The sequence below is a fragment of the Scandinavium manionii genome (assembly GCF_024764775.1).
GTDB classification, from domain to species: Bacteria; Pseudomonadota; Gammaproteobacteria; order Enterobacterales; family Enterobacteriaceae; genus Scandinavium; species Scandinavium manionii.
Genome location: NZ_JALIGC010000037.1, coordinates 175,918 through 196,660, shown reverse-complemented (window position 1 = coordinate 196,660; position 20,743 = coordinate 175,918). Strand labels below are relative to the sequence as shown.

The 20,743-nt window shown below is 55.1% G+C and carries 19 protein-coding genes; 8 read left to right on the top strand and 11 right to left on the bottom strand.

Annotated features, from left to right (window positions below; genetic code table 11):
• Positions 1–166 precede the first annotated feature (166 nt).
• On the top strand, positions 167–1,534 hold the full coding sequence (locus MUU51_RS10715; RefSeq protein ID WP_258967736.1) for an MFS transporter: 1,368 nt from the start codon (positions 167–169) through the stop codon (positions 1,532–1,534).
• A gap of 311 nt (positions 1,535–1,845) precedes the next feature.
• Positions 1,846–2,136: an HTH-type transcriptional regulator gene (locus MUU51_RS10710; protein WP_159757253.1), complete on the top strand. Its 291-nt coding sequence runs from the start codon at positions 1,846–1,848 to the stop codon at positions 2,134–2,136.
• Between the two features lie 38 nt (positions 2,137–2,174).
• On the opposite strand, the gene MUU51_RS10705 is transcribed toward MUU51_RS10710, so the two are convergent.
• The 3 genes from MUU51_RS10705 to MUU51_RS10695 all read right to left on the bottom strand — a co-directional run bounded on the left by MUU51_RS10705 (position 2,175) and on the right by MUU51_RS10695 (position 4,544).
• The gene (locus MUU51_RS10705; protein WP_258967735.1) at positions 2,175–3,797 is read right to left on the bottom strand and encodes an ATP-binding cassette domain-containing protein; all 1,623 of its coding nucleotides are present in this window, start codon (positions 3,795–3,797) and stop codon (positions 2,175–2,177) included.
• Between the two features lie 196 nt (positions 3,798–3,993).
• Positions 3,994–4,302, bottom strand: coding sequence for a CcdB family protein (locus MUU51_RS10700; RefSeq protein ID WP_258967734.1), 309 nt, complete (start codon positions 4,300–4,302; stop codon positions 3,994–3,996).
• 2 nt (positions 4,303–4,304) lie between these two features.
• Complete coding sequence (locus MUU51_RS10695; protein ID WP_258967733.1) at positions 4,305–4,544, bottom strand: type II toxin-antitoxin system CcdA family antitoxin; 240 nt, start codon at positions 4,542–4,544, stop codon at positions 4,305–4,307.
• Positions 4,545–4,786: 242 nt separating this feature from the next.
• Here MUU51_RS10695 and MUU51_RS10690 point away from each other — a divergent pair, with 242 nt between their 5' ends.
• Positions 4,787–4,936 (top strand): hypothetical protein, encoded by a 150-nt coding sequence (locus MUU51_RS10690; protein WP_258967732.1) that lies wholly within the window; start codon positions 4,787–4,789, stop codon positions 4,934–4,936.
• Between the two features lie 66 nt (positions 4,937–5,002).
• On the opposite strand, the gene glyS is transcribed toward MUU51_RS10690, so the two are convergent.
• From glyS to MUU51_RS10675, 3 genes are all read right to left on the bottom strand, one after another.
• The gene (glyS, locus tag MUU51_RS10685; RefSeq protein ID WP_159769221.1) at positions 5,003–7,072 is read right to left on the bottom strand and encodes a glycine--tRNA ligase subunit beta; all 2,070 of its coding nucleotides are present in this window, start codon (positions 7,070–7,072) and stop codon (positions 5,003–5,005) included.
• Positions 7,073–7,081: 9 nt separating this feature from the next.
• On the bottom strand, positions 7,082–7,993 hold the full coding sequence (gene glyQ / locus MUU51_RS10680; protein ID WP_110510263.1) for a glycine--tRNA ligase subunit alpha: 912 nt from the start codon (positions 7,991–7,993) through the stop codon (positions 7,082–7,084).
• 148 nt (positions 7,994–8,141) lie between these two features.
• Positions 8,142–8,444, bottom strand: a complete 303-nt coding sequence (locus tag MUU51_RS10675; RefSeq protein ID WP_159769218.1) for a YsaB family lipoprotein — start codon at positions 8,442–8,444, stop codon at positions 8,142–8,144.
• Positions 8,445–8,632: 188 nt separating this feature from the next.
• Between MUU51_RS10675 and MUU51_RS10670 the strand changes: the two genes are divergently transcribed.
• On the top strand, positions 8,633–9,628 hold the full coding sequence (locus MUU51_RS10670) for an acyltransferase (protein WP_159769215.1): 996 nt from the start codon (positions 8,633–8,635) through the stop codon (positions 9,626–9,628).
• Here the strand turns inward: MUU51_RS10670 and MUU51_RS10665 are convergent.
• From MUU51_RS10665 to xylA, 4 genes are all read right to left on the bottom strand, one after another.
• Positions 9,584–10,540 (bottom strand): GlxA family transcriptional regulator, encoded by a 957-nt coding sequence (locus MUU51_RS10665; protein ID WP_258967731.1) that lies wholly within the window; start codon positions 10,538–10,540, stop codon positions 9,584–9,586. The genes MUU51_RS10670 and MUU51_RS10665 overlap by 45 nt on opposite strands.
• Positions 10,537–11,076 (bottom strand): isochorismatase family protein, encoded by a 540-nt coding sequence (locus MUU51_RS10660; RefSeq protein WP_159769209.1) that lies wholly within the window; start codon positions 11,074–11,076, stop codon positions 10,537–10,539. The genes MUU51_RS10665 and MUU51_RS10660 overlap by 4 nt, the downstream gene beginning before the upstream one ends.
• 89 nt (positions 11,077–11,165) lie before the next feature.
• A complete protein-coding gene (gene xylB / locus MUU51_RS10655; RefSeq protein ID WP_258967730.1) occupies positions 11,166–12,620 on the bottom strand; it encodes a xylulokinase in 1,455 nt (484 codons plus the stop codon).
• A 193-nt stretch (positions 12,621–12,813) separates the two neighbouring features.
• Positions 12,814–14,136 carry a xylose isomerase gene (xylA, locus tag MUU51_RS10650; RefSeq protein WP_159769203.1) on the bottom strand — a complete coding sequence of 441 codons (1,323 nt, stop codon included), beginning with the start codon at positions 14,134–14,136 and terminating at the stop codon, positions 12,814–12,816.
• A gap of 485 nt (positions 14,137–14,621) precedes the next feature.
• On the opposite strand from xylA, the gene xylF reads away from it, so the two are divergent.
• The 4 genes from xylF (at position 14,622) to xylR (ending at position 19,627) form a co-directional block, all read left to right on the top strand.
• Positions 14,622–15,614 carry a D-xylose ABC transporter substrate-binding protein gene (gene xylF / locus MUU51_RS10645; RefSeq protein ID WP_159769773.1) on the top strand — a complete coding sequence of 331 codons (993 nt, stop codon included), beginning with the start codon at positions 14,622–14,624 and terminating at the stop codon, positions 15,612–15,614.
• Between the two features lie 62 nt (positions 15,615–15,676).
• The gene (locus MUU51_RS10640; protein ID WP_159769200.1) at positions 15,677–17,218 is read left to right on the top strand and encodes a xylose ABC transporter ATP-binding protein; all 1,542 of its coding nucleotides are present in this window, start codon (positions 15,677–15,679) and stop codon (positions 17,216–17,218) included.
• Complete coding sequence (gene xylH / locus MUU51_RS10635) at positions 17,196–18,377, top strand: xylose ABC transporter permease XylH (protein WP_258967729.1); 1,182 nt, start codon at positions 17,196–17,198, stop codon at positions 18,375–18,377. Before MUU51_RS10640 ends, xylH begins: the two co-directional genes overlap by 23 nt.
• A gap of 71 nt (positions 18,378–18,448) precedes the next feature.
• Positions 18,449–19,627 (top strand): D-xylose utilization transcriptional activator XylR, encoded by a 1,179-nt coding sequence (gene xylR / locus MUU51_RS10630; protein ID WP_159757216.1) that lies wholly within the window; start codon positions 18,449–18,451, stop codon positions 19,625–19,627.
• Positions 19,628–19,692: 65 nt separating this feature from the next.
• On the opposite strand, the gene MUU51_RS10625 is transcribed toward xylR, so the two are convergent.
• Positions 19,693–20,511, bottom strand: a complete 819-nt coding sequence (locus MUU51_RS10625; RefSeq protein WP_159769194.1) for a protein bax — start codon at positions 20,509–20,511, stop codon at positions 19,693–19,695.
• Positions 20,512–20,743 lie beyond the last annotated feature (232 nt).

The following is a 20,743-nucleotide window of genomic DNA, read 5'->3' as shown; positions in this document are numbered from 1 at the left end:
TGCACCTTTCTTCAGATTTGTGGCACTGACGTCAGCCTGGCGTACGATAATCGCACGCTTCCCCCGGCCAGCACGTTGTCGAAAAAGCCTCCTGATGGTTTGATTGATGAACGATTAACGGATTTACGTTCGATAATCGCACAACTTACCTCCCAGGAATCGCGATATGACAAAGACAACAACCGATATCCAGGCCTTTATCAACGAGAATCCTTTCACGAAATACCAGTGGATGATCCTCGTGCTGTGCTTCATTACCGTGGCGATGGACGGTTTTGACACCGCTATTATCGGCTTTATCGCCTCTGACCTCGTGCAGGAATGGGGCGTGCAGAAATCTGCGTTAGGCCCAGTGATGAGCGCGGCGCTGGTCGGGCTCGCTGTCGGGGCGCTGACCGCGGGTCCAATGGCCGACCGCATTGGTCGTAAAAAAGTGCTGATCCTCTCCATTGTGGTTTTCGGCGGCTTCAGCCTGATGACCGCCGCGGCCACCAGCCTCAACCAGTTGACGCTGTTGCGCTTCCTCACCGGGCTTGGCCTCGGTGCCGCAATGCCAAACGCCGCCACGCTGATGAGCGAATATGCCCCGGAACGCCGCCGCTCTTTGCTGGTGAATCTGATGTTCGTCGGTTTCCCGATTGGTTCCTCGCTCGGTGGGTTTATCTCCGCGTGGTTAATTCCGCAGTATGGCTGGCAAAGCGTGCTGATCCTCGGCGGCGTGATGCCGCTGGTGCTGGCCGTTGTGCTGATTTTCCTGCTGCCGGAATCGGTGCGTTATCTGGTAGCGAAAAACAAATCTCAGCAGCAGGTAGCGACCATTCTGCGTCGCATTGCTCCGATCGCTACCGACACGCGCTTTGTGCTGCACGAAGCGGGTGGCGTTCAGGATAAATCGGCGCTGGGTGTGATTTTCTCGCCACGCTACGCGCTCGGCACGGTCATGCTGTGCCTGACCTACTTCATGGGCTTGCTGATTTTCTATTTACTGACCAGCTGGCTGCCGCTGCTTATCCGGGAAACGGGCGCCAGCATGAGCCAGGCTTCGATCGTCACCGCCCTGTTCCCACTCGGCGGCGGAATTGGCGTGCTGGTACTCGGGGCGCTGATGGACAAATTTAACCCGAATAAAGTGGTCGCGGTGGGCTGGTTGCTGACCGGCATATTCGTCTGCCTGGTTGGGTTTTCCACCAGCAGCCTGGTGTTGATGGGCGTGATGGTATTCATCGCAGGCAGCATCATGAACGGGGCACAATCTTCCATGCCCGCGCTGGCGGCCGGGTTCTATCCGACTCAGGGCCGGGCCACGGGCGTGGCGTGGATGTTGGGCATTGGGCGCTTCGGCGGCATTCTCGGAGCGTTCAGCGGTGTATTCCTGATGCAGGCGCAGCTGTCGTTTAAAACCATCTTCATGCTGCTGGCGGTCCCGGCGCTGCTGTCCGCCACCGCGCTGATGGTGAAATACGCCATGACCAAAACCGATCGCTCGGCTGAAAACGCTGCCGCCCCAGTTAGCAAGGCGACACAAAAGGCCTAACGGGCAAAAGGCGGGTGTCAGCGCCCGCCTTTTGCCACATTTTTACTTACGATTTACAAAAATTGTGCTGAATAACTTTCCCGTATCTTTATCAAATAATTAGTCGACTGATACGAAAGGCTGAATCGGGTCACGTAAAAGATACCGCACGAATAATCACTCCTGTGACCACCCCTCACCCTTTTTACTGACTATTCTTAATAAGCTCTTTGTTGTTCACGTGCCCACTGTGAGATGTATACCCTAAATAATTCGAGTTGCAGGACAACATGCCTGTGGCTTGATGTATGACGGGTAAAGAGGAGTTCTCAATGACAAATAAAGATCCTATGTACGAACTGCTTTCCAGTCTTGAACAAATTGTTTTCAAAGATGATTCACAGAGAATGACCCTGACCCAAAAGCCCACAGCCTTTACCGAGTTTGAGCAACTGCGTAAAGGCTCCGGTTTGAAGATCGATGATTTTGCCCGAGCGATGGGCGTCAGCGTAGCGATGGTACATGAGTGGGAATCGAGACGAGAAAAACCATCCCCTGCCGAGCTGAAGTTGATGCGCCTGATCCAGGCCGATCCCCGATTAAGCAGACAGCTTATGGAATAACGTTGTTATTTTACCCCCGCGATTGCGGGGGTTTTTGATCACAGCGCCGTGAATACCCAGCCCGCATCCTGCCATTCCAGACTGTGAGTCAGCTTCAACCCCCGCAGAAACGCCTCATCATGTGAAACGACTAACATCGCCCCCGGGAAACCGGACAATGCCATTTCAATGGCCTGCGTCGACGCCAAATCGAGGTGGTTAGTCGGCTCGTCCAACAGCAAAAGCTGGGTCGCTTCCCGCCGCCATAACACGCTGGCCAGAGCGGCCTTCAGGCGTTCGCCACCGCTCAGCGATGATAGCGGCAAACCTACTTTTTCCGCAGTCAGCTGCAGCTGCGCCAGGCGACTGCGCAGCACGCCTTCTTCCAGAGGGGTATTCGCCAGACTCAGATGCTCCATCACCGACAGTGACAGACTGAACTGACTCAGATGCTGATCGAGCCAGGCCGCATTCACCGACAACTTACAGCTGCCGCTCACCGGCAACTCCAGCCCGAGAAGCGTTTTCAGCAGCGTGGTTTTACCACAGCCGTTCGGCCCACGCAGCGCCACGCGCATTGGGCCATCCATGCGCCAGTTCAGCGGCGCAATCGGGGAATGCGCCAGGACCAGATCGTGAACGTCCAGCACCTGCTTGCCCGCCGCAACGTGGTTGCCCGGCAGCGTCATCATTACCGGCGTTTCATCCTCCACGCGTTCACGCGCCTGATTAACCGCCGCGTTCAACGCCTCGTTCTGTTCATGATGCTGGCGGCGCAGCGTGCCGGGCCGGGCTTTGGCCGCGCCTTTGTAAGCAACTCGCTCAAACGAGGCGATGTTCAGTGAATCCACGGTTCGCAGCGTTTGCGCGGAGCGCCGCAGGCTATTGTCATGCTCTTTACGCAAACGCTGGCGGGTTCGTCGTCGCGCGGTCGCCGCATGGTCGAGCGCCGAACGTGCTGCCTGCTGTTCAGCCTCTCGCTGCTGCTGATACACATCAAAATTACCGCCGTAATGGCGCAAATTCCCGGCAGATAATTCGAGAATATGCGGTACCTGCACCAGTAATTCGCGATCGTGGCTGGCAATCAGCGCCCCGCCGCGCCACTGTGCAAGCTGCTGATAAAGCCATGCCCGCCCGTCGCTATCCAGATGGTTAGTCGGTTCGTCGAGTAGCAGATAATCGGCCCCGGAAAGGAATGCGGCGCACAGCAACGCTTTCACGCGTTCACCACCGCTCAGGGATGAAGCAGGACGATACGCGTCAAACTTGGGAAGCGACAACGCGGAAAACGCCGTACTCAGGCGCTCCGTAATATCCCAGTGACCGTCGAGCACATCGCTGTCTTCCGGCTGCATCTCGCCATTATTCACGCGGCCCAGGGCGGAAAATATCGCCGTCAGGCCGAGTAAATCCGCCAGCGTACTGTCCGCAGAAAGCAGCGGTTGCTGAGCGACATACGACACCGTCGAAAAATGTTCGATATGCCCGTGGGCAGGCATTTCAACGCCTGCAAGCAACTGCAACAGGCGAGTTTTCCCACTGCCATTACGCCCGACTAAGCCGCAAAGCGAACGCTCAAGCGAGAGATCAAAAGAACCAAAAAGAATATCGCCCGTCGCAAACTGACAGGTGACCTGATGCAAAATAAACGCAGGGGATTGCGCACAAAAATGAGCCATAAGCACTCCTGAATGAAATCAAAAACCATCCCCGCCAACGCGTTTGCGTTATGCCAGGGCCGAATTCATCAGTCGTGATTGTTCATTTTCGGGATGCGCTCCAGAGAGAAGAGAAAAGTCGGGATACAGGATACCCGTAATTTGGGCAGGGTTTCAAGGTTAAATGTTGGCCCGTAAATTCTGTTTTGATAAATGCTCAGAAGCCATCAAAGATGAAATCCAGCGCATTTTTGATGGTCTGCCGGTAGGGTCGCGCATTCATCACCTCGTCACCTATCTGGGTCAGACGGATACTGGCCATTTCGTGGGTCATCACCAGATAATCATTACCTTCAATGTTCAGGATCGGTGTCAGGCGTCTGACCGGTTTCGTCGTGAGTCGGCTCAGCGGATACAAGGGGATAACGACTCGGGTAGTGAGTTCCTCGATGATATCGCTCTGAACATCCAGCAAAAAAGGGTATACCTGACTATTTCCATTATTACGGTAGACGACAAATTGCATGATTAAAACGTCCTGTAATCATCCGACAGCAAGCCCTGTTCATCGGTTATACGATTGAGTTCCTGCAGGCCAGCTCTGTTGTCTTGTTTCCAACGTTCAGCCCCAGAAGCGCTGATCTCCTGTTGCAGTGCCGCAGTCAGGACTGCCGACAGGTTGATACCGGCCTCGCGGGCCTGCTGAAGTAATGCTGGCTCCAGGGTCACGCTGACTGTTTTTTTATGTCGAACACTCATACCTGGCATAAAAGACCTCAATTACACGTGTAAAATGCACATGTAATTAGTATGCGTAAAATTCACACAGATGGCAATTCAGTATCTGCCAGAGTGTGTTGGCCTCCCATCAGGTTCTGGTAATAGCAAACCCGAAGTTTGCCGTCACGCAATAACAACAGAGACGATTTCAGCCAGCAGTATTGTCGCTTTGCACCTGCAAAATCAGGTGCCGGGATTAGCCTCCTGACCTCAAACTGGAGGCTGCCCTTATGGCGATAACCCCAACCCTCGACCGCTCGCTTTTTACTGTGCCATTTACGTCTACAACCGATTTCATTGAACTGGTGCGCTATTTCGCCGGAACGCTGACCGCCCCGCGCTGGCTGAAAACGGAAAACGCGTTGATCCCGTTGGCGTGAATACCCTGAACTGCAGCCATTAAAAACCCGCCGAAAGGCGGGTTGGTCTTTTAAGCAGAGCGATAATTACTGCAGCAGAGAAATATCCGCTACCTGCAGGAACAGTTCGCGCAGCTTGCTGAGCAGCGTCAGACGGTTGATACGCACGTCTTTCTCGTCGGCGTTAACCATCACGCTCTCGAAGAACTCGTCCACCGGCTCGCGCAGGGAAGCCAGTTCAATCAGCGCATCCTGGTAACGGCCTTCATCGAAGAAAGGCTGCAGTTTGTCGCGCAGAACGACCAGGTGGGTCGCCAGCTTGATTTCCGCCGCATCTTTCAGCACTGAGGCGTGAACGACGTCGTTCAGCGTTTCGTCAGACTTCGCCAGAATGTTGGAAACACGCTTATTAGCGGCAGCCAGCGCAGCGGCTTCGTCCAGAGAACGGAAGTGCGACACGGCTTTCATGCGGGCATCGAAATCAGCCGGACGGGTCGGACGACGCGCCAGCACCGCCTGAATGGTGTCGACGGTGTAGCCTTCGTCCTGATACCAGGCACGGAAACGACCGAGCATGAAGTCGATAACTTCATCGACAACCTTAGCGTTGGTCAGCTTGTCACCGTACAGACGCACCGCTTCTTCGGTCAGGGTTTGCAGGTCAAGGTTGAGGTTCTTCTCAACGATGATACGCAGCACGCCCAGCGCCGCACGACGCAGTGCGAATGGATCTTTGTCGCCTTTCGGGTGCTGGCCGATACCAAAGATGCCCGCGAGGGTATCCATCTTATCGGCAATAGCCACCGCGCACGCTACCGGGTTGGACGGCAGATCATCGCCCGCAAAACGTGGCTGATACTGTTCGTTCAGCGCAACGGCCACATCTTCGGCTTCACCATCGTGACGCGCATAGTGCATGCCCATGATGCCCTGGGTGTCGGTAAACTCGAACACCATGTTGGTCATCAGGTCGCACTTGGACAGCAGACCCGCGCGGGTCGCGTGGTTAACGTCAGCGCCAATCTGGCCAGCAATCCAGCCCGCCAGGGCCTGAATGCGGTCAGTTTTGTCACGCAGCGTGCCCAGCTGTTGCTGGAACAGCACGGTCTGCAGACGCGGCAAATGATCTTCCAGACGCTTTTTACGGTCGGAGTTGAAGAAGAATTCTGCATCCGCCAGACGCGGACGAACCACTTTTTCATTACCGGAAATAATCTGCACCGGATCTTTCGATTCGATGTTGGTAACGAAAATGAAGTTCGGCAGCAGTTTCCCGTCGTTGCCATAGACCGGGAAGTACTTCTGGTCACCTTTCATGGTGTACACCAGCGCTTCAGCCGGAACGGCGAGGAATTTCTCTTCGAATTTCGCCGTCAGTACGACCGGCCATTCGACCAGCGAGGCGACTTCTTCCAGCAGGCTCTCGCTCAGGTCAGCGTTACCGCCGATTTTGCGTGCCGCGTCTTCCGCATCTGCTTTAATTTTGGCTTTACGTGATTCGTAATCCGCCATCACTTTGCCGCGTTCCAGCAGGATCTGCGGGTACTGATCGGCGTTGTCGATGGTGAATTCCGGCTCGCCCATAAAGCGGTGACCGCGGATAACGCGATCGGAATCGATGCCCAGAATTTTCGCGGGTACGACTTTATCGCCGAGCAGCAGGGTCACGGTGTGAACCGGACGCACGAACTGCACGTCGGACGCACCCCAGCGCATCAGTTTCGGAATAGGCAGTTTGCCCAGTGACGTGACAATCATGTTTGGCAGCAGCGCTTCGGCGCTTTCGCCTTTCACATGCGCACGGTACAGCAGCCATTCACCTTTATCGGTGACCATGCGCTCGGCCTGATCAACGGTGATACCGCAGCCACGCGCCCAGCCTTCAGCCGCTTTGCTCGGTTTGCCTTCTGCATCGAATGCAGCAGACACAGCCGGGCCGCGTTTTTCGACTTCGCGATCGGGCTGAGATTCCGCCAGCGCGGCAACTTTCAACGCCAGGCGACGCGGGGCCGCAAACCACTCAACGTTGCCGTGAGCCAGGCCTGCGTTATCGAGTTCCGCAGTAACGTTCGCAGCAAAAGATTCCGCCAGGCTGCGCAGGGCTTTTGGTGGCAGCTCTTCGGTGCCGATTTCCACCAGGAAAGTTTTTTCAGACATGGCCGCCTCTTATTTATTCTTGTTGCATAGCGGGAAACCAAGGGCTTCACGGGAAGCGTAATAGGCTTCAGCCACCGCTTTGGTCAAGGTGCGAATGCGCAGAATGTAGCGCTGACGCTCGGTGACGGAGATGGCTTTACGCGCATCCAGCAGGTTAAAGCTATGAGCGGCCTTCAGAATACGCTCGTAGGCAGGCAGTGGCAGCGGGTTTTCCAGCGCCAGCAGCTGTTGCGCTTCTTTCTCATACTGCTCGAAGCAGGAGAACAGGAAGTCGACATCCGCGTATTCGAAGTTGTAAGTAGATTGCTCCACTTCGTTCTGATGGAACACGTCGCCGTAGGTGGTTTTACCCAACGGGCCATCGCTCCAGACCAGGTCGTAAACGCTGTCTACGCCCTGAATGTACATGGCCAGACGTTCCAGACCATAGGTGATTTCGCCGGTAACCGGCTTACACTCGAGACCGCCAACCTGCTGGAAGTAGGTGAACTGCGTCACTTCCATGCCATTCAACCACACTTCCCAGCCGAGACCCCAGGCACCCAGCGTTGGGTTTTCCCAGTTGTCTTCCACGAAGCGAATATCGTGAATGGTCGGGTCCATACCCAGCTCTTTCAGAGACCCGAGGTACAGCTCCTGAATGTTGTCCGGCGATGGCTTAATCACCACCTGGAACTGGTAATAGTGCTGTAAGCGGTTCGGGTTTTCGCCATAACGACCGTCGGTCGGGCGGCGGGACGGCTGCACATAAGCAGTGGCCATCGGCTCTGGACCCAGCGCGCGCAGACAGGTCATCGGATGGGAGGTGCCAGCGCCTACTTCCATGTCCAGTGGTTGAACAATGGTGCAGCCCTGACGAGCCCAGTAATCCTGTAAGGTCAGGATCAGGCCCTGGAAAGTCCTGGTATCAAACTTTTGCATATTTTTTCGTGCTGGATACGTGTGGATTTAAGGAAGGGTCAAGTATACCCGCTGGATGCGAGATATACAGTATGAATGGACGTTGTTTGCGGAAAATTGAGGGAATATTGGGGAAACGTGAGACTTTTCCCCCCGCCATCGCCGCCACTCAGCGCATCGAAAGGTGTAAAAACTGGCCGTCTGCATCGAAAGAACAGACGAAACTCTCTTTATGTGGCGTAAAGCCTCGCAGCTCGTAGCTGCCCTGGAACTGCTCGAAACCCGTAACGTCCACGCTCTCTGCCCCAGTATTGTACCGCTCCGCTGCTTTGCCCTTACACAAGTGCTCCATATTGAGCGAGCTTGTCGGGTCCACTTTTGCGCGCTGCGCTTTTTGTTCGGGAGCCTGTGGGGTACTGCACCCTACCAGCAACGTGACCAGCAGCAAGGGCATGAAAGACTTGATCATCATTTTTAATTACGGCCTTATTCTTTGCCTGTTATTGTCATTTTTAAGACTAGATGCTTTTTCTGACCACGCATTCTGCGAATACGTTCCCTTGTCGACAAGCCTGGCGTGCAAAACTCAGATTATTCCCTGCCGAGAGCGGCTACACTCACAGGTCAGACTTTTTTTATCACCCTATTTTTGAGGAACTGATGTCGGGAAAGATTAGCTGGATTACCAACCTGCGAGGGATTGCCTGCCTGATGGTGGTGATGATCCACACGACAACCTGGTATATCACCAACGCCCACAGTATTAGCCCACTCAACTGGGATATCGCCAATCTGTTGAACTCCGCCTCCCGGGTCAGCGTCCCGCTGTTTTTCATGATTTCTGGCTATCTATTTTTTGGTGAGCGCAGCGCCGCACCGCGTCATTTCCTGCGTATCGGCCTCTGTTTGCTGTTCTACAGCGCGGTGGCGCTGGCGTATATCCTGTTGTTTACCCACATCAATGCGGAGCTGTCGCTGAAATATTTGCTGCAGAAGCCGGTGTTCTATCACCTGTGGTTTTTCTTCGCGATTTTCGTGATTTACCTGCTTTCGCCGCTGATTCAGGTCAAAAGCGTCAATGGCTGGATGTTACTGGCGCTGATGATTGTGCTCGGCATCGTTGCAAACCCAAATACCGTTCCGCTGAAAACCGGAAGCTTTCAATGGCTGCCAGTGAATTTATACATCGAAGGCGACACGTTTTATTACGTGCTGTATGGCCTGCTGGGCCGCGCGCTGGGGATGATGGATACGGATAAAAAACCGCTGACGCTACTGTGTGCCGCGCTGTTCGCCGCGTCGGTGTGGGTCATCTCGCGCGGAACGTTGCACGAGCTGAAATGGCGCGGCAACTTCGCCGACACCTGGTATCTGTATGCGGGGCCGATGGTGTTCATCTGCGCCGTCACGCTGCTAACACTGGTGAAAAACACGCTAAATGGCCGCGAACTGCCGGGATTACACACCATCTCGCAGCATTCGCTCGGGATTTACGGTTTTCATGCACTGGTCATTCACGCGCTGCGTTCCAGCGGGCTGGAGCTTAAAAGCTGGCCACTGCTCGATATCGTGTGGATTTTCTGCGCGACGCTGGCGGGCAGCCTGCTGCTTTCAATGCTGGTGCAGCGAATCGATACCCGTCGTCTGGTCAGCTAACGCCCGCTGGCGGGCACGGTGCAGCTGACGGGCAGAGGTAAAGCCCGCCGCCTGTGCCGCCTGCTCGACACCGCTTCCCTGCAACAACCGCTGCTCTGCCAGCGCCAGCCTAAGCTGTTCGAGATAATCCCGCACGCTGACGCCCAGATGCTGTTTGAACAATCGCGTCAGATGGCGTGGCGTAACGTGCGCCCGCGCGGCAATATCCACCAGCGCCCAGGCGTACTGCGGGGCCGCGGTCAGCGCATCCTGCGCGCGATGAATCGCCGGATGCAGATGGTTGCGATAGCGCAGCCAGGGTGAAAGCTGCGGATCGTCGCCGGAACGGCGGAACCACACGACCATTTCACGCGCCACCGTCATCGCCCGCTCCGGGCCATACAGCCGGTTAATCAGATGCAGGGCCAGGTCGATACCGGACGTGATCCCGGCGCTGGTCCAGATGCCTTTGTCTTCAATAAAAATGCGGTTCTCTTTAACCATCGCGCCAGGGGCGGCGGCCTTCAGTCGCGCAATCACGTCATGATGAGTGGTGCACTGCACGCCATGCAACAGCCCGGCTTTCGCCGCCAGCAGTGAGCCAGAACAAACGCACATCAGGGTGATTTTCCCGGCGTGCAGCAAGGGCTGTTGGCGCGTCAGCCAGCGGCGAACCCGCTCGGCCTGCGGAGTGGAAAAGTAGTGGTTTGAATCGCACACGCCGGGCAGCACCAGCAGACTTCCCGCCGGAAGCGTTTCCGGCAGTGGCTGAATGTTGCCCATCGTCATGCCGATGGAGGTTGGCACCTGCGCGTCTGGCCCGATGTAATGCAGGCGAAACGCATCGCCCGCAAGCACAAAGGTCTCTGCCGGGCCAGTCATATCAAGCGACAGCACGCCAGGTAGCATCACGAACCAGACATCGGTAGTCATAGCGATTCAAGCGTCTCCGTTACGGTTTTGACGGTGGCAAAACGCCCTTCCAGCACGGTTTCCGTGCGGTGGCGCAGCGTCTCAACATCCAGCGTAACGCCTTTATGCGTCATCGGAAAGGTCAGCGTGGCCTCGGTGACAAATGTCACCTGATAACCGAGATCGGACGCCACACGCGTGGTGGTTTCGCAGCACTGTTCGGTGCGCAGCCCGCTGATGATCAGATGATTGATATCCCGATTGCGCAGCCAGAAGTCGAGGCCTGTGTCGGTAAACGCGTTATGGACGTGCTTGTGAAAAATGACATCTGGCTGATGGCGTAAAAAGGCCATGGGTTTGACGAAGCCGCTTTCAAGAGAGAACGGCCCCTGGTCGTCGACGTGGAAAATGTCGACCACCGGGATATTATGCTGCTGGCAGCCTGCAATCAGCGCCAGCATCGCGGCCTGAAATGCCGGTAAATCGGTAGCCTGCCAGAACGGACGCTGTTCAAAAGACTGCTGGGTATCGATGTTAATCAAAGCGGTGCGGGACATAGTCAGACTCCTTTTCGTGTCGGTGTAAAACCATTGTGGCCACGAAAAGGCGTCTTGCTAAGGTCAAAAAAGGACAGCTAACCGCGCATTCAGGACATCAGTGGTTTTAACTGCTGATACAATTGACGGAAGACGTCACGACGCGAGGCATACGCGGCGTTTTTGGCGGCGTCCGGCTGGTGCGTTTGCTCAAGAGCCAGTTGTGGCAAGAGTTCAGTCACCGGAATGTCAGGGTGCATCGCCAGCTGCGCCAGACGGGCCGCACCCAACGCCGGGCCGACGTCGCCGCCGGTACGATACTCAAGGGCAATGCCACTGATATCTGCCAGCATTTGTCGCCAGTATGCGCTGCGCGCGCCACCGCCAATCAGGGTCACGCTTTTCGGCGTGATACCGCATTCATGTACCACGTCCATTCCGTCAGCCAGCGCAAAGCCGACGCCTTCCAGCACCGCAAGCGCCAGCTCAGCCGGGCCATGCTGATGCGTCAGGCCGAAAAAGACGCCTTTGGCTTTCGGGTTGTTATGCGGAGTCCGCTCCCCGGACAGGTACGGCAGGAACCACACCGGTTCGGCGTTTTGATCCGCCCTCTGCGCCGCCGCCAGCAGAGCCGGAACGTCACCCAGCCCGGTCAGTTTTGCTGCCCAGTCAAGGCAGGATGCGGCGCTTAACATCACCGACATCAGATGCCAACGACCCGGCAGTGCATGGCAGAAACTGTGCACTGCGCTTTCCGGTTTGCTGAGGAAGCCGTTACTGACGGCAAAATAGACGCCTGAGGTACCGAGCGACAGCATCGCCTGCCCGGCATCGGCCATGCCCACCCCCACCGCGCCCGCCGCGTTATCACCGCCACCGGCCACCACGGGTACAGCGGGCATGTTCCACGCCTGCGCCACCGACGGCAGCAGCGTGCCGGTAATCTCACTGCCTTCAAACAGCACGGGCATGTTGTCGCGGCTTAATCCACAGGCCTGAAGCATTTCATCGCTCCAGTCGCGCTGCGCCACGTCCATCCACAGGGTGCCTGCTGCATCCGACATATCACTGGCGAGCTCGCCGGTCATACGCAAACGCAGAAAATCTTTTGGCAACAGCACTTTATCGACCTGGCTAAACACCTCCGGCTCATGCCGTTTGACCCACAACAGCTTCGGCGCGGTAAAACCCGGCATCATCAGGTTACCGGTAATTTCCCGCGAACGCGGCACTGCCCGCTCCAGCAACGCACACTCTTCACCACAGCGGCCGTCATTCCATAAAATCGCCGGACGCAGAACCCGCTGCTGCTTATCAAGCAGCGTAGCTCCGTGCATTTGCCCAGCAATGCCCAACGCCTTCACTTCTGCCAGTGAATTCTGAGCACCTAACGTCTTCATCGCGCTGTCCGTCGCCCGCCACCAGCTCTCAGGATCCTGCTCGGACCACAGCGGATGTGGGCGCGAAACGGTCAGTTTTTCAGTGTGCGAAGCCAGCACGTCGCCCTGTTCACTGAGCAGAATCACTTTGACCCCGGACGTACCGAGATCGATGCCGATATACATAGTGACGATTCCTCCATTAAAAATACCCGGCAACGCTACGATTGCCGGGCTTCAAATTTTATATACCCTAAATAATTCGAGTTGCATCGAAGCGGCAAGCTTGTGAAGCCCCAGGGGCATAGATAACTATGTGACTGAGGTGAACAAGCGCAGCCAATGAAGATGCAGCTTGAAGTATGACGGGTATAGATGATTACTTGTCGAACAGGTAATGATTGACCAGATTTTCCAGCAGTTCCTGATGCCCGCTTTGATGCTGCGGCGCCAGGTTATGCTGTTCAGCGTACTTCGCAATGTCGGTCAGCGACATCTGGCCTTTCAGGATCTGCTGCCCCAGCTCACCATTCCAGCCCGCATAGCGACGCGCGACACGTTTATCCAGCTCGCCGTCTTCAATCATGCGTGCCGCCACTTTCAGCGCCAACGCCATGGTGTCCATCGCGCCAATGTGACCATAGAACAGGTCATATTTATCGGTACTCTGACGTCGCACTTTGGCATCAAAGTTCAGGCCGCCGGTGGTGAAGCCACCCGCCTTGATAATTTCATACATCACCAGCGCGTTTTCTTCCACGCTGTTCGGGAACTGATCGGTATCCCAGCCCAGCTGCGGGTCACCGCGGTTGGCATCGACGGAACCGAACAGGCCTAGCGCAATAGCGGTCGCAATTTCATGATGGAACGAATGCCCCGCCAACGTGGCGTGGTTGGCTTCGATATTCAGCTTGATCTCTTTTTCCAGCCCGAACTGCTTGAGGAAGCCGTACACGGTGGAGGCATCGTAATCGTACTGATGCTTGGTCGGCTCCTGCGGTTTCGGCTCGATAAGCAGCGTGCCGCGGAAACCGATTTTGTGTTTATGCTCAACGACCATCTGCATGAAGCGGCCAATTTGCTCACGCTCCTGACGCAGGTCGGTATTCAGCAAGGATTCATACCCTTCACGACCGCCCCACAGCACATAGTTTTCACCGCCCAGCTGATGCGTGGCGTTCATTGCGGTCACCACCTGCGTGGCCGCCCAGCTGAACACTTCCGGGTCAGGGTTGGTGGCCGCACCTGCGCCATAACGCGGGTTAGTAAAGCAGTTTGCGGTGCCCCACAGCAGTTTCACACCGGTCTGCTGCTGTTTTTCTGCCAGCACATCGACCATCTGCGCAAAGTTGTTCAGGTACTCTTTCAGCGATGCGCCTTCCGGAGAAACGTCCACATCGTGGAAGCAGTAATACGGCACGTTCAGCTTGTGGAAGAACTCAAACGCCACGTCGGCTTTGCGTTTTGCCAGCGCCAGCGCTTCGCCCGGCTGCTGCCATGGACGATCAAACGAGCCCACGCCGAACATGTCGGCGCCGTTCCAGCAGAAGGTGTGCCAGTAGCACGCCGCAAAGCGCAGGTGGTCTTCCATGCGTTTGCCGAGCACCAGCTCGTCCGGGTTGTAGTGGCGGAAGGCCAGCGGATTTTGCGTTTTTGGGCCTTCGTAACGGACTCTGTCGAGTTGGTCGAAATAAGCTTGCATAATTGAACTCCATTTGACGCGGCGAATACCAGGTTGTGCAGTAATACTGTTACCTGTTTCGCGGTTGCTCAATTACGTTATTTCACACTGCGATTAAGAGAATGCACAAACGTGCGCTGGCTCGCAAAATAATTAGGCTGAAGCAGAATTTTTCGGTCCAGCTCGAGAACAACAATGCAACAAATAGCTGAAACGATTTAAAATCAGATCGCGGTCATAAATTAGAAAATAAACCAAATATCATAATCAGAAGATAAAAATCTGTAATTGCCATTAATCCCACCCGTGCTAAAAATTTGCAGCGTATCCGTCGTATTTGTTTCTTTTATTGCCAATATATACACAAAATTATTCGTGATGCATCAAGGCGGCAAGCGTGCGAATCCCCAGTCACATAGATAACTATGTGACTGGGGTAAGTACGAGAAGCCAACGCAGAGGCAGTGCGAAGAATGAAGTGTATACCTACAAAAGGCCCTACGATGATGAAGATAAACAACCTTTGCCTCACCCTTTGTGCCTCGCTGCTGCTGACCAGTTTCGCGGGCATCGCCAAAGAAGTAAAAATCGGAATGGCTATCGATGATCTGCGTCTGGAACGCTGGCAAAAAGATCGCGACATATTTGTTCATAAAGCCGAATCATTAGGCGCGAAAGTCTTTGTACAATCCGCAAATGGTAATGAAGAAACACAGATGTCGCAGATTGAAAATATGATCAACCGCGGCGTGGATGTGCTTGTTATTATTCCTTATAACGGGCAAGTGTTAAGTAACGTTATTAAGGAAGCGAAACAGGAAGGCATTAAAGTGCTGGCCTATGACCGCATGATTAATAACGCCGATATTGATTTCTATATTTCCTTTGATAATGAAAAAGTCGGTGAAATGCAGGCCCAGAGCCTGGTCGACAAAGTGCCGACCGGGAACTACTTCCTGATGGGCGGTTCACCGGTGGATAACAACGCGAAGCTGTTCCGCGCCGGGCAGATGAAAGTCCTGAAACCGTTCATCGACGACGGCAAAATTAAAGTGGTGGGCGATCAGTGGGCCGACGGCTGGTTGCCTGAAAATGCGCTGAAAATTATGGAAAACGCGCTGACCGCCAACAATAACAAGATTGACGCTGTAGTGGCCTCGAATGATGCCACCGCCGGGGGGGCGATTCAGGCGCTGAGCGCACAGGGGCTGGCGGGGAAAGTCGCCATTTCCGGTCAGGATGCTGACCTCGCCGGGGTGAAACGCATTATCGCGGGCACCCAGACGATGACGGTTTATAAACCTATCACCCAGCTTGCCAACACTGCCGCTGAAATCGCGGTTGAACTCGGCAACGGCCAGCAGCCGAAATCTGATACCACGCTCAATAACGGGCTGAAAGACGTGCCTGCGCGTCTGCTCACGCCGATTGAAGTCAATAAGACTAATATCGACCAGACCGTGATTAAAGACGGCTTCCACAAGAAGAGCGAGCTGTAATTCCGCGCGCCCCTCACACGAGGGGCATTTTCCTTTTACGTGGAATGCTACGTGGAGCCGCTATGCCTTATTTACTTGAAATGAAGAGCATTACCAAAGCCTTCGGGGCGGTAAAAGCCGTTGATAATGTCAGTCTGCGGTTGAACGCCGGGGAAGTGGTTTCTCTGTGCGGCGAGAATGGCTCCGGCAAATCGACGCTGATGAAAGTGCTGTGCGGAATTTATCCGCACGGCACCTACGACGGTGAAATCGTTTTTGCCGGAGAGCCAGTGCATGCCGCGCACATTCGTGATACCGAACGTCGGGGCATTGCCATTATTCATCAGGAACTGGCACTGGTTAAGCATCTGACGGTGCTGGAAAACATCTTTCTGGGTGCGGAAATCACCCGCCATGGCATTCTCGATTACGACCAGATGACGCTGCGCTGCGAAAAACTTCTCGCGCAGGTGAGCCTCGCTATTTCGCCCGACACCCGCGTCGGTGATTTAGGCCTCGGGCAACAGCAACTGGTGGAAATCGCCAAAGCGCTGAACAAGCAGGTGCGCCTGCTGATTCTGGATGAACCGACCGCCTCGCTGACCGAACAGGAAACGGCAATTCTGCTGAACATCATTCGCGATCTGCAAAATCATGACATCGCCTGTATCTATATTTCGCACAAGCTCAATGAAGTAAAGGCTATTTCCGACACTATTTGCGTGATCCGCGATGGGCAACACATCGGCACCCGCGACGCAAACGGCATGAGCGAAGACGACATCATCACCATGATGGTGGGTCGTGAATTAACGGCGCTGTATCCCAACGAGCCGCACACGCCTGGCGAGGAAATCCTGCGGGTAGAACACCTCACCGCCTGGCATCCGGTTAATCGTCATATCAAGCGGGTGAATGACATCTCCTTCTCGTTGCGACGCGGGGAAATTCTCGGTATCGCGGGACTGGTCGGAGCCGGGCGCACTGAAGCCGTCCAGTGCCTGTTTGGCGTCTGGCGCGGGCGCTGGGAAGGTAGCGTATTTATCGACGGTAAAGCGGTGAACATTGAGAACTGCCAGCAGGCGATAGACCACGGCATCGCGATGGTTCCGGAAGACCGCAAGAAAGACGGCATTGTGCCGGTGATGTCGGTTGGGAAAAACATTACGCTGGCAGCGCTGGACCAGTTCTCCGGGTCGCTTAGCACGCTGGACGACGCCGCAGAGCAGAACTGCATTCTGCAATCGCTCTCAAGGCTGAAAGTGAAAACCTCGTCACCCGAGCTGGCCATTGGCAGGCTCAGCGGCGGCAATCAGCAAAAGGCGATTCTTGCCCGCTGCCTGCTGCTCAATCCTCGCATTCTGATCCTCGATGAACCGACGCGCGGCATTGATATCGGCGCGAAATACGAAATCTACAAACTGATTAATCAACTGGTGCAGCAGGGCATCGCGGTCATTGTCATCTCTTCCGAACTGCCGGAAGTGCTTGGCCTGAGCGACCGCGTGCTGGTGATGCACGAAGGCAAACTGAAAGCGGACCTGGTCAACCATCAACTGACGCAGGAAAAAGTAATGGAAGCGGCCCTGAGGAGTGAGCGTCATGTCGAAAAACACGCCGTCTGAACTAAAGCTCGACGCGCAAAGGCCCGCCGCCTTCGCCGGGTTAAAAAAACTCAATTTACAGGTGTTTGTGATGATCGCGGCGATCGTGGCGATCATGCTGTTCTTTACCTGGACCACCGACGGATCGTATCTCAGCGCGCGTAACGTCTCGAACCTGCTGCGCCAGACCGCTATCACCGGCATTCTGGCGGTCGGAATGGTGTTCGTCATTATCTCCGCAGAAATCGATTTGTCGGTCGGATCTATGATGGGCCTGCTGGGCGGTGTGGCGGCCATTTTCGACGTCTGGCTCGGCTGGCCGCTGCCGTTAACGATTGTGGTCACGCTGATGCTGGGGCTGGTATTAGGTGCCTGGAACGGGTGGTGGGTGGCTTACCGGAAAGTCCCGTCGTTTATCGTCACCCTGGCCGGGATGCTGGCGTTTCGCGGCATCCTGATTGGCATCACCAACGGCACCACCGTGTCGCCCACCAGCCCGGCGATGTCGCAAATCGGTCAGAGTTATCTGCCCGACGGCATTGGTTTTGTCATTGGCGTACTGGGCCTGTTCGTATTCGTCGCGTGGCAATGGCGCGGGCGTATGCGTCGCCAGACGCTCGGGCTGAGCAACCCGGCATCCACGCGCGTGGTGGGGCGTCAGGCTATTACTGCGGTAATTGCCCTCGGCGCGGTCTGGATGCTGAACGATTATCGCGGCGTGCCGACGCCAGTGCTGATCCTCGCCCTGCTGTTGCTGGCAGGCATGTTTATGGCCACCCGCACAGCGTTTGGCCGTCGTATTTATGCCATTGGCGGTAATCTGGAAGCCGCCCGGTTGTCAGGCATTAACGTGGAACGCACCAAACTTGCGGTATTCGCGATTAACGGCCTGATGGTGGCGATTGCCGGGCTTATTTTGAGCTCGCGCCTGGGGGCTGGTTCTCCATCCGCCGGGAACATCGCCGAACTTGATGCCATCGCCGCCTGTGTGATTGGCGGCACCAGCCTTGCAGGCGGCGTGGGCAGCGTAGCGGGTGCAGTCATGGGGGCATTTATCATGTCAGCGCTGGATAACGGAATGAGCATGATGGACGTGCCAACTTTCTGGCAATATATCGTTAAGGGCGCCATTTTGCTGCTGGCGGTGTGGATGGATTCTGCCACTAAGCGGCGGGCCTGATCGCGGCAATTTCCGCTACGATGGCGACACTTTCGGGTCTCGCCATCCTTGTTTCTTCAGGAAAGCAAACCATGTTTGAAAAGCGCCACCGGGTCACGCTGTTATTCAACGCCAACAAAGCCTATGACCGTCAGGTTGTGGAAGGCGTGGGCGAGTACTTACAGGCGTCCCAGTCGGAATGGGATATTTTTATCGAAGAGGATTTTCGCGCCCGCATTGAAAACATAAAGGAATGTCTCGGTGACGGCGTTATCGCCGACTTTGACGATCCGATAATCGAAGCCCTGCTCGGCGATGTTGAGGTGCCTATCGTCGGCGTTGGCGGCTCGTATCATCGCCCGGAGCACTATCCTCCGGTTCACTATATCGCGACTGATAACCATGCCCTGGTAGAAAGCGCGTTTTTACATCTGAAGGAAAAAGGCGTTCATCGCTTTGCTTTTTACGGCCTGCCCTCCTCCAGTGGCAAGCGCTGGGCAGTTGAGCGTGAGCATGCCTTTTGCCAGATTGTGGCGAAAGAGAAATACCGCGGCGTGGTGTATCAGGGCCAGGAAACCGCGCCGGATAACTGGCAGCATGCGCAAAATCGGCTGGCCGACTGGCTGCAAACACTGCCGCCGCAAACCGGGATTATCGCCGTGACCGACGCCCGTGCGCGTCACATCTTACAGGCCTGCGAACATCTGCATATTCCAGTGCCGGAAAAGCTGTGTGTGATTGGTATCGATAACGAAGAGCTGACGCGCTATCTGTCTCGCGTGGCGCTCTCATCCGTGGCGCAGGGCACGCGCCAGATGGGCTATCAGGCCGCCAAACTACTGCATCGTCTGCTGGATAACGAAGAGCTGCCGCTGCAACGTCTGCTGGTCCCGCCGGTGCGTGTGATTGAGCGGCGCTCCACGGATTATCGTTCTCTCGACGATCCGGCGGTGATTCAGGCGATGCACTACATCCGCAATAACGCCTGTAAGGGTATTAAGGTGGAACAGGTGCTGGATGCGGTGGGTATTTCGCGTTCCAATCTGGAGAAACGCTTTAAAGAGGAAGTGGGCGAAACCATTCACGCCGTTATTCACAGCGAAAAGCTGGAAAAAGCGCGCAGCCTGCTGGTGTCGACGTCTTTATCCATCAACGAGATCTCGCAGATGTGCGGCTATCCGTCGCTACAATATTTCTATTCGGTATTTAAAAAGGAATACGACACCACGCCCAAAGAATATCGCGAACGCTTCGGCGAAGCGCTGGTGTAGCTGGCGCAGAAAACAAAAACGCCTTCCGATGGAAGGCGTTTTTAGCGGTATCAGGCAGAGCGTGATTACATATGAGCGGCAATCAGACGCTGATTATCCTGGTACATACTGAACAAGAAATTATTGTAGCTTGACCCGCGGGTCGAATAACCTTTCAGCTTGTGGATCATCGCACTGGCCGTGACTTCCTGGTCCGTTTTGCGCAGTTGCGCACGGGACTTACGGAATGACTTATAAGCCGGATGCGTGTTCAGGTTCACCACATATGCTTCAACAGACTCTTTGACGGTGTCAAAGTGCGAGTAGCCTTTCACTTTGCCAGCGCATTTGCCACGACCACACTTCATGCCAAAGAGATTGTTGTTGTTACGTGCGAGCTTCGACGTACCCCAACCACTTTCTGCTGCGGCCATGGTCGCAACCATGCTGCCAGGAATGATATCCACGCGCTCAAGCAGCGAGTTCCATGGAATTTTACGCGTATTCCCGGACCAGCTGATTTTATAGCGTTTAGTGATACCTTTCAGGCGCGAACGCTCTGTCGGCGACCAGCGACCATCGTACTGCTTGGAAACAAGCCAGTTACGATCGGCGGTGATTGCTGCATTTTGACTGGTAATATAAGGCATTACGGTCCGGAGAAACGCTTTTTTACGAGGTGTTCCGGAAGGGTATTTTCGCAAATCAGGAAGTGAACTACTCTTTGCACTATTGCGAGAATACTCTTGTTTACTGCTTACCTTGGTACTACTACTTGTCTTTATTACCGGGGCTTTGTGACTCGTTGTTGCTGTGTGCGTTGTTGCCAGCACCCCACCTGAAAATACACCGGTGAGTAACATGAGTATCGCGGCCCCATATCGTCGAATGGGAGTCGATATCATTAGGTCTCCTGGTCGGAAATAATCATTCCAACGCCTTGAATTATGCATATAACTGCGAAATGAATCGCGAATGATACCAAAAATACCCCGGCAGCGCACCCTACGATATAAGCAAATTCCTAAACGAGGTTCTGCACGAAGGGCATTCTTTCGATTCATAATTCTGAAATTCAAAGCTTAATCGCAGAAATTCCTGTTCTCATTAGAGGCAGATCACTCACCCTGCGAGGTC